10 protein-coding genes are annotated in these 13420 nt (G+C 71.1%); 6 read left to right on the top strand and 4 right to left on the bottom strand.

What is annotated here, in order from left to right:
• Positions 1–3 precede the first annotated feature (3 nt).
• Complete coding sequence (locus tag OHB00_RS38765; RefSeq protein ID WP_406442030.1) at positions 4–804, top strand: ABC transporter permease; 801 nt, start codon at positions 4–6, stop codon at positions 802–804.
• A 15-nt stretch (positions 805–819) separates the two neighbouring features.
• On the opposite strand, the gene OHB00_RS38760 is transcribed toward OHB00_RS38765, so the two are convergent.
• Entirely contained in the window at positions 820–2082 is a 1263-nt protein-coding gene (locus OHB00_RS38760) for an MFS transporter (protein ID WP_406442028.1), read from the bottom strand.
• A gap of 115 nt (positions 2083–2197) precedes the next feature.
• Here OHB00_RS38760 and OHB00_RS38755 point away from each other — a divergent pair, with 115 nt between their 5' ends.
• From OHB00_RS38755 to OHB00_RS38745, 3 genes are all read left to right on the top strand, one after another.
• Positions 2198–2788: a TetR/AcrR family transcriptional regulator gene (locus tag OHB00_RS38755; RefSeq protein ID WP_406442026.1), complete on the top strand. Its 591-nt coding sequence runs from the start codon at positions 2198–2200 to the stop codon at positions 2786–2788.
• Entirely contained in the window at positions 2781–3467 is a 687-nt protein-coding gene (locus tag OHB00_RS38750; protein ID WP_406442024.1) for an alpha/beta fold hydrolase, read from the top strand. The genes OHB00_RS38755 and OHB00_RS38750 overlap by 8 nt, the downstream gene beginning before the upstream one ends.
• A gap of 114 nt (positions 3468–3581) precedes the next feature.
• Positions 3582–4964 carry a hypothetical protein gene (locus OHB00_RS38745; RefSeq protein ID WP_406442022.1) on the top strand — a complete coding sequence of 461 codons (1383 nt, stop codon included), beginning with the start codon at positions 3582–3584 and terminating at the stop codon, positions 4962–4964.
• A gap of 32 nt (positions 4965–4996) precedes the next feature.
• On the opposite strand, the gene OHB00_RS38740 is transcribed toward OHB00_RS38745, so the two are convergent.
• Together OHB00_RS38740 and OHB00_RS38735 are read right to left on the bottom strand one after the other, a co-directional pair.
• Positions 4997–6694 (bottom strand): DUF2264 domain-containing protein, encoded by a 1698-nt coding sequence (locus OHB00_RS38740; RefSeq protein WP_406442021.1) that lies wholly within the window; start codon positions 6692–6694, stop codon positions 4997–4999.
• Positions 6695–6787: 93 nt separating this feature from the next.
• The gene (locus OHB00_RS38735; protein WP_406442019.1) at positions 6788–7843 is read right to left on the bottom strand and encodes a rhamnogalacturonan acetylesterase; all 1056 of its coding nucleotides are present in this window, start codon (positions 7841–7843) and stop codon (positions 6788–6790) included.
• Positions 7844–8031: 188 nt separating this feature from the next.
• Between OHB00_RS38735 and OHB00_RS38730 the strand changes: the two genes are divergently transcribed.
• Positions 8032–9711, top strand: a complete 1680-nt coding sequence (locus OHB00_RS38730) for a rhamnogalacturonan lyase B N-terminal domain-containing protein (protein WP_406442018.1) — start codon at positions 8032–8034, stop codon at positions 9709–9711.
• A 12-nt stretch (positions 9712–9723) separates the two neighbouring features.
• Here the strand turns inward: OHB00_RS38730 and OHB00_RS38725 are convergent, their stop codons facing one another.
• Positions 9724–11133 (bottom strand): RICIN domain-containing protein, encoded by a 1410-nt coding sequence (locus OHB00_RS38725; protein WP_406442016.1) that lies wholly within the window; start codon positions 11131–11133, stop codon positions 9724–9726.
• Positions 11134–11319: 186 nt separating this feature from the next.
• Between OHB00_RS38725 and OHB00_RS38720 the strand changes: the two genes are divergently transcribed.
• A complete protein-coding gene (locus OHB00_RS38720; protein WP_406442014.1) occupies positions 11320–13416 on the top strand; it encodes an autotransporter-associated beta strand repeat-containing protein in 2097 nt (698 codons plus the stop codon).
• Positions 13417–13420 lie beyond the last annotated feature (4 nt).

The following is a 13420-nucleotide window of genomic DNA, read 5'->3' as shown; positions in this document are numbered from 1 at the left end:
CCGTTGAACGCCGTCCGGATCGCCTGGCGCATCACGCGCCTCAACTTCCGTGCGCAGCTGGAGTACCGCACCGAGTTCCTGATGATGATCGCGATCGGCGCGGTCTGGCAGGTGTCGGTGATCGTGTTCGCGACCGTGCTGCTGACCCGGTTCACCGGGATGGGCGGCTGGGACAGCTCGGACGTCCTGCTCATCCCGGCGACGCGGATGCTGGCGCACGGTCTGTTCGTACTGATCCTGGGCCGGGTGCACGGTGTGGGCCGGTTCATCCAGGAAGGCAGGATCGACGCCTACCTGCTGCGTCCGCTGCCCGTGCACCGGCAGGTGCAGCTGGAGTACTTCCCGACCAACGCGATCGGTGACCTGACGGTGGCCGCCGGCCTGATGGTGGGCGCGCTCGGCCGCAGCCACCTCGACTGGACGGCGGGCCGGGTCTCGTACCTGATCGCGGCGGTGCTCGGCGGGATGCTGCTGGAGGCGGCCCTGTTCACGGTCGTGGCCGGCGCCTCGCTGCGCTACCCGGCCGCCGACTACTGGAGCCGCTGGCTGGAGGAACTCCTCGGCACCTTCGGCAGCTACCCGCTGAACGTGCTGCCCCGGGCGGTCGGCGGGCTGCTCACCTACGGCCTTCCGCTCGCCTTCGTCGCCTACCTTCCGGCCGCGGTCCTCACCGGCCACGGCCACTCCACCGTCGTCCCCTACTGGCTGGCGGCGGGCTCGCCCCTCGTCGGCCTGCTCGCCTACCTGGCCGCGCGGGGCCTGTGGCGATGGGCGCTGGGGCACTACACGGGGGTGAACGGCTGACGTTCCCCCGGTCCCTCAGGTGCGTCCCGCGCCGCGGATCGGGGTGCCCAGGGCCGTCAGGGCGATCAGGGTGCAGCAGGCTCCGGCGGCGGCGGCCACGGGCGCGGTGCCGTAGCGCTCGGCCGCCCAGGTGAGGACGGCCGCGCCGACCGGGGCCATCGAGTACTGCAGGGTCCAGTGGGCGGAGGTGACCCGGCCGAGGAGGGGCTCGGGAGTGATCTCCTGGCGCAGTGACATGGAGCAGGTGCCCGCCATGCCCACGCAGGCCAGGTAGACCGCACTCAGGGCGGCCACGGCGGGTACGGTGCGCACCCAGCCGAGCCCGGCGAAGGCGAGTCCGCACAGGGCGGTGGTGCCGATCCAGGTCGGCCCGAAGCCGAGCCGCCTGCGCAGCCGGGCGACCAGCAGCGCCCCGGTGATCGTGCCGACCGCGCCGACCGCCAGCACGGTGCCGACGGTGCCGTCGTCGTGGCCGAGGTCGTGCTTGAGGTGATAGATCACCAGGTCGTTGATGCCGAGGGTGAGGAAGCTGAAGAGGCAGAGAAGCCCGGTGAGCGAGCGCAGGACGGGATGGCGGACGAGGTACGAGATCCCGGTGCGCAGGTCGCGCCCGAGGCCCGTGTCCTTGGGCGCCCGGTCGTCCGCGGCGCGCTCCCCGAGCCGTACCAGGAGCAGGCAGCTCGCCGACACCGCATAGCTGACCGCGTCCACGGCCACGGCGTCGGCCGGTCCCGTCCAGGCGGCGACCAGGCCCGCGCCCAGCGGTCCCAGGACACCGGCCGCGGCCGCCGTGGCGTTCAACCGGCCGTTGGCCTCGGTGAGCCGGCCGGTACCGACCAGCCCGCGGACGACGGTGACGTACCCGACGGCGAAGAGCATCCCGACGGCCTCGCACAGGGGCAGGACCACGTACAGGAGCCAGAGGTGCGGCCCGGTGAGCCAGACGACCGGGACCAGGCCGTAGAGGACCATACGGACCAGGTCGCAGGCGATGAGGAGCCTGCGCCGGTCGACCCGGTCCACGACCACGCCGGCGAAGACCGCCGCCAGCACCATCGCGGCCCCGCCGACTCCGGTGAGCAGGCCCATCCGGGCCACCGAGCCGGTCGCCTGGAGCACCAGCAGGGGCAGGGCGATCAGGCTGAACGAGTCACCGAGGACGGACAGGGTCTGGGCGAGCCAGAAGAACCCGAAGTCCCGCTGCCTCCAGAGCGGTCGACCAGCAGCCGTACCCCTCCGCGATGCCGCCCGCGCCACCCGCCGCGCCCCGTACGCCACGGCTCCCCCTTCCGTCTCTCCGCAACCTTATGCGCCGGGCAGGCGCGATAATCGCTTGAGCGCGGAAGCTAGACCCCCTAGGTTTTTACCTGGAGACCCCAGAGGGAGGCGTCACATGGCACGTGCCGGGATCACCGCCGACCGGCTGGTCGCGGCGGCGGCCGAACTGGCCGACGAGGCCGGCTTCGAGCAGGTCTCGCTGTCCGCGCTGGCCCGCCGCTTCGGCGTGCGCGACGCGAGCCTCTACTCGCACGTCCGCAACCTCCAGGACCTGCGCCACCGGCTCGCGCTGCTCGCGGGCGGCGAGATGATCGACCGGATCGCCGTCGCCGTGGCCGGACGGTCCGGACGGGACGCGCTGGCCGCCTACGCGGACGCCTACCGGGCCTACGCCCTCGCCCACCCCGGCCGTTACGCGGCCACCCAGATCCGCATCGACCCGACGCTCGCCGACCCCGAGGCCCCCGCCATGCGCCGCACGGTGGAGATCACCTACGGCATGCTGCGCGGCTACGGCCTGACCGAGCCCGATCTCACCGACGCGGTACGCCTGTTGCGCGCCACCTTCCACGGCTACTGCGCGCTGGAGGCCTGCGGCGGCTTCAACGCCCCGCGCGAGGTCCGCGCGTCCTGGGACCGGGCGATCGACGCCCTGCACATCGCACTGGAGAACTGGCCCCGCGAGGAGACCGACCACCATGTCTGACCTGCACTACGACGTCACCGGCAGCGGCCCCGTGCTGCTCGTGCTCCCCGGCGGAGCCGGGCACCCGATGGGCCTGGGCCCGCTCACGGAACGGCTCGCCCCGCACTTCACGGTCGTGACCTACGACCCGCTGGGCCTCGCCCACGGCCACCTCGGGGGCCCGGTCGCCGACCAGACCGTACGGGGCTGGAGCGAGGGCGCGCACCGGGTGCTGGCGGAGGTGGCGGCCGAGGACGAGCGGGCGTACGTCTTCGGCACCAGCTCGGGCGGTATCACCGCTCTCGACCTGCTCGCCCGCCACCCGGACCGGCTCCGGCACGTCATCGCGCACGAGCCGCCGTGCGTCACCCTGCTGCCGGACGGCGAGCGCCTGCGGGCGGAACTGATCGAGCAACTCGACGGCGGACACCGGGTCTCCGGCGGACCGACCCCGTTCTCGATCTTCCTCGCCCACGTCCTGCCCTCGTTCACCACCTACCGGCCGCCGGGCGGCCTGCCCCGCCTCACCCTGGCCGCCGGTCTCGACTCGCGCGGCCAGCTCCTGCACCGCACAGCAGAGTTCACCGCCGAGTACACCGGCGCCGCCTTCGCCGAGTTCCCGGGCGGCCATCTGGGCACCCTTGAGCACGCCGCCGTGTTCGCGGACCGGCTCACGGAGACCCTGCTCGCGGCCGGGTGAGCCCCGCCTCCCCCATCCGCGACGCGACTCGTCCCCATCCAGGGCAGGTGAGGCGAGGAAAGAAAACACGGCACCACGGGGCAACCTTCCGGGGCCCGCCGGCGACCACAGTGCATGACAACCGCACCATGCACCACAAGACACCGCCGGGTCCACGCCTTCCGCAAGCCCGCGATCGGTGTCCTCGCCGCCGCCGGTCTGCTGGCCGGCGCCTGGTACGCCACCGCAGGCGCGGCCACCACCACGGACCTCAAGGTCACCTCCACGGCGGTGAGTCTCGGCGCCAAGTACCCCTACCTCTCGGCTGGTTACAACAACACCCGGGAGTGGAACCGCACCGCCACCGCGGTCGCCCCCGACGGCACCATCCGGGTCGCCTGGCCCGCCGCCGACGGCGTCCACGTCACCCCGCTCAGCGCGGCCGGCAAGCGGTCCGGCGCCGACACCGTCGTCAAGGGCGCCAAGGAGGTCGGCGGTCTGGTCGCCCACAACAACGGCTTCGCGCTGCTCACCCGGGTCGCCGACACCAACAAGTGGAAGGAGACGGCGGCCGCGATCATCCGCTACACCGGCGGGAAGAGGGCCTGGACGACCAAGCTCACCGGTACCGCCACGCACGACACCTCCCCCACCCTTGACGGCCGGCTCACCTGGAACGGCTCAAAGTACGGCGCGTACTTCGTGGTGCACGGCGCGGGCGGCTTCGCCGACGGGCACTACGGCGACAAGCTGTCGTACGTCAGCGCCGCCGGCAAGAAGCTGAGCGGCGGCTGGAGTTGGGGATGCAGCCACAACGAGGGCATCGCCCTGCACGCCGAGACCTCCGGCGCGTTCACCTCCCTCTGCTTCGACGACTGGCGCTCGGGCCTGTTCGTCTCCACCGGCATCGGCGCCCCGGACGTGGCCCCGGTCGTCCAGCGGGAGCAGTGCTGGGCGGGGTACTGCGGTGGTACCTTCCCCAGCCGCACCGGTGACCTGGTGAAGTCGTCCACCGGGAGGTACGCGACCGCGTTCGCCTCCCGGGGCGCCGCCTCCGCCAAGAAGAACCCGGACGACAGCAGCGGCCGCGGCTGGACGGTCACCCCGAAGACCGCCACCCACCAGGTCGCCATCGCGTTCCTGAAGAACCGCAACTCCGGTCCCGGCAAGGCGATCTACCTCACCAGTGCCAGGACCGTCGAGAACGTCGACGTGCACCTCGCGCCGTACGGCAAGGACAAGCTCCTGCTCTCCTGGGAGTCCCTGAAGAACGCCAAGTGCTCGGCGGGCACCTGCACCGGCACCTTCACGGGCACGCATCTGCGGCTGGTCAACTGGAGCGGCACCTTCGTCAGCGCCGACAAGGTGGTGAACGCGCGGTTCACCGGTGACATCGCGGTCCTCAAGGACGGCTCCCTCACCTGGGCCTACGCCCCCGTCACCCCGACCTACAGCAGCCCGCTCAGCGGGGCGTCGCCGACCACGACGACCCTGCGGATCGCCCGCCTGACGCCGTGACCGCCTTCCCGGCCCACGGATCCGCCACCGGCTCAGTCCCGCGCGGTGTGCTCCACATCCACGCCGGAGTCCTGCCACCGGACGCGGAGTCCGGGGCCGCCGCTCCACAGGACCGTCAGCTCCCGCTCCCCTTCCGCGCGTACGGTCACCGTCTCCCCCAGTGGCGCGGCATCCGCCGCCCCGGTGAGACGGCTCACTGCGACGAACAGGGTCGCGTCCCGCGTCGTGACCCCCGTCAGCATGTCGTCGAGGCCCACAGCGGGCAGCAGTTCGGACCGCAGCCCGTCCGCTGCGGCCCACCCGGTCACCCGCACCGGTGTCCCGGGCTCCGCTCCCGTCACCCGGAAGGCCCGCACCTCCACGGCCCCGTGCACGAGCACGGCACTCGTCACCCGGGCGCCCGCACCGGCCGAGTGCCGCGACGCCGCCCAGCCGTCCCCCACGCCCAGCGGCTCGATACCCGTGCGGCTCGGATCGTCACCGACGATCACGCTGTTGTCGTACGACGCCGAGGGCTCGGTCACGGTCGAGTAGCCGAGCCTGGTGTAGTACGGGTCGTAACGGACGTCCTCGCTGCCGTGGTTGTGGAGGCGTACCACGCCGTCCGAACGCGTGGACTGGAGCAGCCAGTTGGCCGGCGCGATCGGAGCGACCGCGTCGGCGCGCTCCACCGGGGCGGGTTCCTCCGGTGCCGTCCACACCTCGTGGTCGGGCGGGAGCAGCAGGCCGAGGAAGCCCTTGCTCGCCCAGTAGGGGGACGCCGGGCCCGAATAACCCTGCAGAACCGCCTCGTCGGGGCCGTGCCAGCCGAGGGTGAGCAGTCCGCGGGCGTCCACCGCGCCTCGGTCCAGGAAGTACTTCAGCGCTCCGGAGGCCAGTCGGCGGGTCTCCCCGGGGGACAGCGACGTACGACCGGTGAGCGCGCCCAGCCACAGCGGGGCCGTGGTCGCGAAGCGGTACGTGAGGGAGCGGCCCTGGTGCATCGGGGCGCCGTCGCCGCCGAACAGGCGGGCGTAGTCGAGGAGATGGCGTTCCAGGCGGCCGCCGTACAGGTCGAGGAGCTCCTCGTCGTCGGCGAGCCAGGCGTGCAGCACCGGGTAGAGGTGCATCGCCCAGCCGTTGTAGTAGTCGAACTTGCGGCCGTCGCCGTCGGTGTACCAGCCGTCGCCGACGTACCAGTCCTCGATACGGGCCAGGCCGCGGTCGATCGCCTTGTGCGCGGCCGCGGTCTCGTGGCCGATCTCCGCGAGGAAGCCGCCGACCGTCACCGGGAACAACTCCCAGTTGCAGGGCCAGGGTTCGGCGGTCAGCGCGTCGGCGAGCCAGGCCGCGGCGCGCTGTCGTACGGCGTCGTCGAGCCGGTCCCACAGCAGTGGCCGGGTCAGGCGCAGGGCGAGGGCGACGGAGGCGGCCTCGACGAGCGGCTGGCTGCGGTCCTCGATGCGCGGCCAGACGCCCGACACGCCGGCCGCGAGTCCGTCCGCGTACCGCTGGAGCGCGGTCTCGTCACGGCGGAAGGCGGCGAGGAGCAGGGTACGGGCGTAGCCCTCCAGGCCGTCGGAGAGCTGCCCCGACCAGCTCTGGCGGTCGCCGGGGAGGTGGTAGAGGGCGCGGTCCGGGGTGGCGTACGGCTCCACGGCGGCGAGCAGCGCGTCGGCCGCGGCCTCCCAGTGGGCGCGGGTGTAGCCGGTGCGCGGGCTGGGGCCGCGGTCCTCGGGAGGCAGCTGCATCGGTGCTCTTTCTCGCTCGTACCGGACCTCGTACCGGCCCTCGTGCCGTTCGAACCTGGGGCGCCCCGGTTCCGGTCGGGGCGCCCCAGGGGCTCATCCCACCCGCACGGTGCCGCGGGGCACCAGGTGCTGGGCGAGAAGCTCGTCGCGCACCAGGCCCGCGTAGACGGTGGCGCCGTGGGCGGAGGTGTGCGTGTTGTCCTTCTTCTCGTTGTACAGGTACAGCGCCTTGGAGCCCTCCACGCCGAGGGACTCCACCAGCGCCTTGGTCTTCGCCGTGAGGTCGATCAGCGGAACGTCCTCGGCGGCGGCGACCGAGCGGATCACCTCAGGATGATTGACGCCGAGCCCGTTGACCAGAAGCGCGATGTCGTTGTTCAGCGTGCCGTCGGCATTGAACCAGCGGCGCACGATCGGTGTGACCAGGACCGGCTTGCCGCCTTTCTCCCGTGCGCCGGCCACCAGGGTCTCAAGGTTCGCGCGGTAGGTCGCCTCGTCGGTCGTCTTGTCGTTGTGTGCCAGCTGGATCAGGACCAGGTCGCCCGGACGGATCAACGGCTGGACGGTACCCCAGAGTTGGGGGTTCTGGAGGTAGGTCACCGTACTTTCACCGGAGTCGGCGTAGTTGGCCACGGCGACACCTTTGCGCAGGAACTGCGGGAGCTGCTGGCCCCAGCCGGTGTAGGGGTCGGCGGGCTGGTCGCAGACGGTGGAGTCGCCGACCAGGAAGACCTGCCGGGTGTGGCGCGCAGGGGTGACGCGGATACCGGCGAGCGCGGGGGCCGAGCCGCCGATGGTGAGGTCCAGCCCCGGAGTTCCGTCGGGCCCCGTCGGCTCGCCCTCGGGGGTGCGGACGTTCACCGTGAAACCGCGGGTGACGCGCCGCCCCGCGGCGGCGGCCGTCTCGGGGAGGAGCGAGCGCCGGGTCTCCCCGGCGATGCTCGTGCTGGACGCGGCCGTGCCGCCGAGCCGCACCGTCACGTCGTAGTCACCCGGCGGGACGTCGAAGTGGCAGGCGGTCGCGGTGCAGTTCTCCATGCCCAGGGGCGGCTGCCGGTCGTGTGCCTGCGCGGCGGGGACGGCCGTCAGGCAGGCGCCGAGGACGACCGCCGCGAGCGCGGCGACACGAACACCGTTGAAACGTCTCACCCGGAACTCCTCCGTCGTGGCGAATGGCCTGGCGCGGACCGTACCGCCAATCGACAAGCGCTTTCTAGTCCATGGACCGTTTTCGACAAACTGCCAACCCCAAGACGGCGAAAGCCCTTTCGCGAAATCGATTCAACTGTCACTCTCACACTCACCCGCACCCTCGCCCCACCGAAGGAGGCACCCCCATGTCCGGATCCACCGGGAGACCGCTCGGACGCCGCACCTTCGTCCTCGGCAGCGCGGCCGCCGCAGGGACCGCCGCCCTCACCGGACCGCTGGCCGGCACCGCGTCGGCGGCGAGCTTCGGCTGGTCGGACGACGGCTCCAACTACGTCGTGGACACCGGCGCCAACCTGGTCTTCAAGGTCAGCAAGACCAACGGCGACCTGACCTCACTGGTCTACAAGGGCACCGAGTACCAGGGCTACGGCGGCAAGAACTCGCACGTCGAGTCGGGCCTGGGCACCTCCACGGTGACCATCGCCCAGTCCGGCACCACGATCCTGATCTCGGTGACCTACGGCACGCTGAAGCACTACTACGCGGCCCGCAGCGGCGAGAACAACGTCTACCTGTGGACCAACAAGGCCGACTCGTCCGTCACCGCCACCCGCTACATCGTGCGCGTGAAGGCCGGCCTGTTCCTCAACGACGAGCCGGATTCCTACACCTACGCGCCCACCGTCATCGAGTCCGCGGACATCTTCGAGAAGTCCGACGGCCAGACCCGCGCCAAGCACTACTCCAGGCTGCGGGTGATGGACTACGACTACATCGGCTGGACCACCGGCAGCGTCGGCCTGTGGATCGTGCGCAGCAACCACGAGAAGGCGTCCGGCGGCCCGTTCTACCGCTCACTGCTGCGCCACCAGAGCGCCGACGGCGGCGGCCTCTACGAGATCCTGTACTACGGCGAGAACCAGACCGAGTCGGAGCGCTACGGCCTCCAGGGCCCGTACGTCATCGCCTTCACGGACGGCGGCGCGCCCTCGTCCTCCCTGTACCCCGGCACCCTCACCACGTCGTGGGCGGACTCGCTCGGCATCTCCGGGTACGTGGCGGCGGGCGGGCGCGGGCGGGTGGCCGGCGTGGGCATCTCGGGGCGGGACACGACCTACGCGTACACCGTGGGTCTCGCCAACTCGGCCGCGCAGTACTGGGGTCCGGCGCGTTCGTCGGACGGCTACTTCTCGATCGCGGGCGTGCTGCCCGGGACGTACACCCTCACCGTGTTCAAGGGTGAACTGGCCGTCTACACCGGCTCGGTGAGCGTCTCAGCGGGTGCGACCACCACCCTGAACAGCATCGCCGTCCCCTCCTCCAACGACCCCGGCAACGCCACCGCCATCTGGCGGATCAACAACTGGGACGGCACGCCGAGCGGCTTCAAGAACGCCGACCTGATGACGTACATGCACCCGTCGGACGTCCGGGCCGCGTCCTGGACCGGGAACGTGGTCATCGGCAGCGGCACGGAGACCTCGGCCTTCCCCTGCTACCTGTGGAAGGACGTCAACAGCGGGATCGTCGTCTACTTCAGGCTGACGGCCGCCCAGGCCGCCGCCGCGCACACCCTGAGGATCGGCGTGACGACGGCCTACGCGAACGGCCGGCCGCAGGTAGTCGTCAACGACACCTGGACCTCCGCCGTCCCCGCCGCGCCCACCCAGCCGAGCACCCGGTCGCTGACCGTGGGCTCGTACCGGGGCAACAACCACACGTTCACCTACAGCGTTCCGGCCTCCGCCTGGCTGACGGACACCAGCGCCTACAACACGCTGAAGATCTACGTGGCGAGCGGCTCGGGGACGACGTCCTACCTCAGCGCCGGCACCGCGATCGACGCGATCGACCTGCTGGCCTGACCTGAGGGTTCATCATGTTCCGCGGGTCCACTGCTGGTTGGTGCCGCCGTTGCACGTGTACGTGATGATGGCGGCCGAGTTGGCGGTGGACGCGCCGGACACGTCCAGGCACTCACCCGTGGTGCGGGCCTTGATGTTCACGTACGACCCCGAGGTGACGACCGACCACTGCTGGGCGGTGGCGCCGGTGCAGTCCTCCTGGGTGACGCTGGTCGAGTTCTCCTGGAGGCAGAGCGAGCTGCCGCGGCCCATCAGTTCGTAGTAGCCGGTGCCCAGGTCCTTGAACCACCACTTCTGGTTGGTGCCGCTGTTGCAGGTGTACTGGCTGATCGCGACGGCCTCCCAGAGGGACTGGTCGGGCACGTCGGCGCACTTGCTGCTGTGCCGCGCGATCAGGGTGTTGTAGGTGGCACTGGTGCCGCTGACCGTGCCGGCGGCCGTGTCGACGGAGACCTCGGGGTACCAGGACATCGACATCGAGGTGGCGGTCGGGAAGGTCAACGGCAGCCAGACGTACCGGGAGTCGTTGACCGTGCCGCCGAAGGAGTTGCCCCAGCGGTCGCCCATGTAGAGGTACGAGGTGCCCGAAGTGCCGCTGATCGGGAGGACGTACGCGGTCTGGGAACCGTACGCCGTGGAGTCTCCGACGTTGGTCCAGGAGGTCCAGGGCCCGGAGAGGGAGGTGGCGGTGGCGTACTTCTGCTGGTTGGGGCTCCAGCCGGTGGCTGCCGAGGTCAGCATGAAGTAGACGCCGCCCCGCTTGAAGAGGGCCGGGGCCTCGCGGCTGGCGCCGGCCCAGGGGTTCGCGACCAGGCTGTCGATGGCGGTGTAGTCGGCGGTGAGCTTGTAGATGTGCAGGTCGGCGTTCTCGTTGGCGGCCGAGACCATGTAGGCCGTGCCGTCCGTGTCGACGAAGGTGGTGAGGTCGCGGGACATGTACTGGCCGAGCGGCTGGAAGCTGCCCTGGTAGGTGTAGGTCCCGTCGACGGTGTCGGAGACGGCGACGGCGGCGCGGGCCTCGCTGTAGTCGACGCCGTTCTCCTTGTGCATCCACATCACGAACTTGCCGGTGGACGCGTTGTAGATGACCTTCGGGCGCTCGATGTAGGCGGTGCCGAGTTCGGAGGCGGAGGACTGGGTGAGGACGTGGTTGCGGAACTCCCAGGTCTTCAGGTCGGTGGAGCGGTAGGCGTCCACGTACTTGAAGGTGTTGTCGGAGTTGCGATCCTCGCCGAACCAGTAATAGTAGCTGCCGACCTTGATGACCCCGCCGCCGTGGGCATGGACGGTGTTCCCCGAAGTGTCGGTGAACCGGGTGCCGTTGGTGACGGTCTGGGAGGCGGCCGCGGCCGGTCCCGCGGTGGCCAGGGCGCCGATCACCGCCAGACAGAGGGACAGCAGGATCGCGTACGCACGTCTCATCTCACACACGCTCCTTGAGTGTTCCTGGTGAGTTCTGGGGGGTTCTGAGATCGCCGAAAAGGTAAGGGCGCGTTACGAGAAGGTCAACGGGTCTGACAAGACAAGGCAGAAAGCGATTTCCAGCTGATCCACTTCCGGAACTCGAATTTCTGTTATCCGCGGTCGCCCGCCCCCGTCTCCGATCATGTGCGCACCCTTCTCCACACCACCGCAGCAGCCGCCGGCGCCCTGGCCGCCGTGCTGGCCTCCGCCCCTCCCGTCCTCGCCGCCGGCGTCCGGGACGTCACCGCCGACGTGCTCGCCGACCGGGACGTGACCCTCACCGGCGACACGGTCGTCACCGTGCCCGCCGGGACCACCACGTACGACGGCGTCGTGCACGGCGAGGGCACCCTCACCGTGCGCGGCGGCGGCACGCTGATCCTCACCAGGGACAGCGACTTCACCCTGCCGAAGTCACGGCAACGCCAGGTCGTGCGCACCCAGGGCGGCAACCATCCGTACACGACGGTCACCCACCCCGACCCGCCCGCGATCACCGTCGAGCGCGGTACGACCCTCCAGTACGGCACGGGCGGCGGCACCGGCCTGATCGGGCACTTTCCCTACAACACCCCCGGCTACCAGCTGAACCAGCTCAACATCCGCGTGGACGGGACCCTCCGGCTCTCCCTGACCCGCACCTTCAACATCGGCACCATCAGCGGCTCGGGCCTGGTCACCCAGCCCCGCAACATGTGGGGCACGCTGGACCTGGCCGGCACCCACCCCTTCTCCGGCGTCATCGACAACGGCACCGGCATGGCCGTCGGCCGCCCCGAGTACCCCGTGGCCCTCCCCGACGCCCGGGCGATCCTCAATCAGGGCTCCTGGATCATCGACACCCCGCTGTACCAGACGATCACCCTGCGCCAGGACTTCTACCAGCGGGAGTACGGCAGTGACGTCAACGTCCACTCGCGGCCGGGCAGCAAGGTGGTCCTCACCGGCCAGTACAGCTACAGCGACCGGGGCGGCGACACCGACCCGTCCCTGAGCGACCCGTCCCTCAACTGGAAGCTGCTCCCCCACCGGACGAACAAGCGCGGCACCAACATCGAGGGTGCCGACGTGCACTGGGGCGACGGGACGACCCACCGCATCTTCATGCCGGGGACGAAGGACACCGTCTACATCAACCTGCACGAGGCGAGCGGCCGCCGCTCGACGCTCACCTTCGACTACGACGGTCCCGTGACGCTGGGTGCCCCGATCGGCGGCGGCCGCTACCACGACACACTGGCCGCGCCCGGCGCCGGGGACATCGTGATCGCGGGCACCCCCGGCAACGACGTGACCTTCGCGGCCGCCCAGGACTACGACGGCTCGACGACGATCCGGAACGGCGCGGTGCTGCGGCTCGGTTCGGGCGCGAAGGGCGGCGACGGCTCGCTCCTGACCGGCACGGCACGCCGGCGCGTCGACAACGACGGCACCCTGATCGTCCGCAACACCTCGACCCCGATCCGCCTGGCACACGTCGGCGGCTCCGGGTCCCTGGTCCAGTCGGGGGCGGCCACCACCACGCTCACCGGCGACGCGGTGACGTACACCGGGACGACCACCGTCAGCCAGGGCACCCTCGCCCTGCGCGCCGGGGCGACGCTCGCACACAGCCAGGCCGTCCGGCTCACCTCGGCCGGGGCCCGTCTGGACCCCGGCCCGGCGGGCCTGCGGGTGCTGACCACGCTCTCCGGGAAGGGCACCGTGCTGGGGTCCGTCACCAACGACAGCCTGGTGACCAGCGGGCTCACGGTGAAGGGCGACTACGCCCAGCACAAGCGGGGTGAACTGGTGCTGCGGGACCGGCCGTTGAAGGTGACGGGCCGTGTCAGCCTGGCCGGTGCCCTCGACATGTCCGCCGCGGGCACCGCCCCGGGCCGCCACATCATGTTGATCGACCACACCGGCGACGCCCCGACCACCGGTGCCTTCGACGGCCTCGCCGAAGGCACCGAGGTCAAGCTCGCCGGCACGGTCTACCGGCTCACCTACCGGGGCGGCGACGGCAACGACGTGGTCCTCGACGCCGAGACTGCGAAGGCCTCCGCCAAGGCCGACACCACCGACACCGCGCCCACCGCTCCCCCGACGGTGACCACCCGCACGACCGCCGAATCGGCGCAGGCCTTCGGCTGGTGGCCCTATGCCCTCGCCCTCGGCCTCCTCGGCGGCCTGATGATCCCGGCAGGCCTGCGCACCCGGCGCAAGGGCGGCCGCAGGGGCGGCCGGCACGCCGGCTGACGGG

The organism is Streptomyces sp. NBC_00631 (assembly GCF_045206895.1).
Taxonomy (GTDB): Bacteria; Actinomycetota; Actinomycetes; order Streptomycetales; family Streptomycetaceae; genus Streptomyces.
This window is presented reverse-complemented; position numbering and strand designations above follow the sequence as displayed.

What these genes read in the sequence shown, in the direction of transcription:
- OHB00_RS38740 (WP_406442021.1), bottom strand. Translation starts at nt 6,694, where the DNA reads ATGCAGCTGCCTCCCGAGGACCGCGGCCCCAGCCCGCGCACCGGCTAC.
- OHB00_RS38730 (WP_406442018.1), top strand. Translation starts at nt 8,032, where the DNA reads ATGTCCGGATCCACCGGGAGACCGCTCGGACGCCGCACCTTCGTCCTC.
- OHB00_RS38755 (WP_406442026.1), top strand. Translation starts at nt 2,198, where the DNA reads ATGGCACGTGCCGGGATCACCGCCGACCGGCTGGTCGCGGCGGCGGCC.
- OHB00_RS38745 (WP_406442022.1), top strand. Translation starts at nt 3,582, where the DNA reads ATGACAACCGCACCATGCACCACAAGACACCGCCGGGTCCACGCCTTC.
- OHB00_RS38725 (WP_406442016.1), bottom strand. Translation starts at nt 11,133, where the DNA reads ATGAGACGTGCGTACGCGATCCTGCTGTCCCTCTGTCTGGCGGTGATC.
- OHB00_RS38750 (WP_406442024.1), top strand. Translation starts at nt 2,781, where the DNA reads ATGTCTGACCTGCACTACGACGTCACCGGCAGCGGCCCCGTGCTGCTC.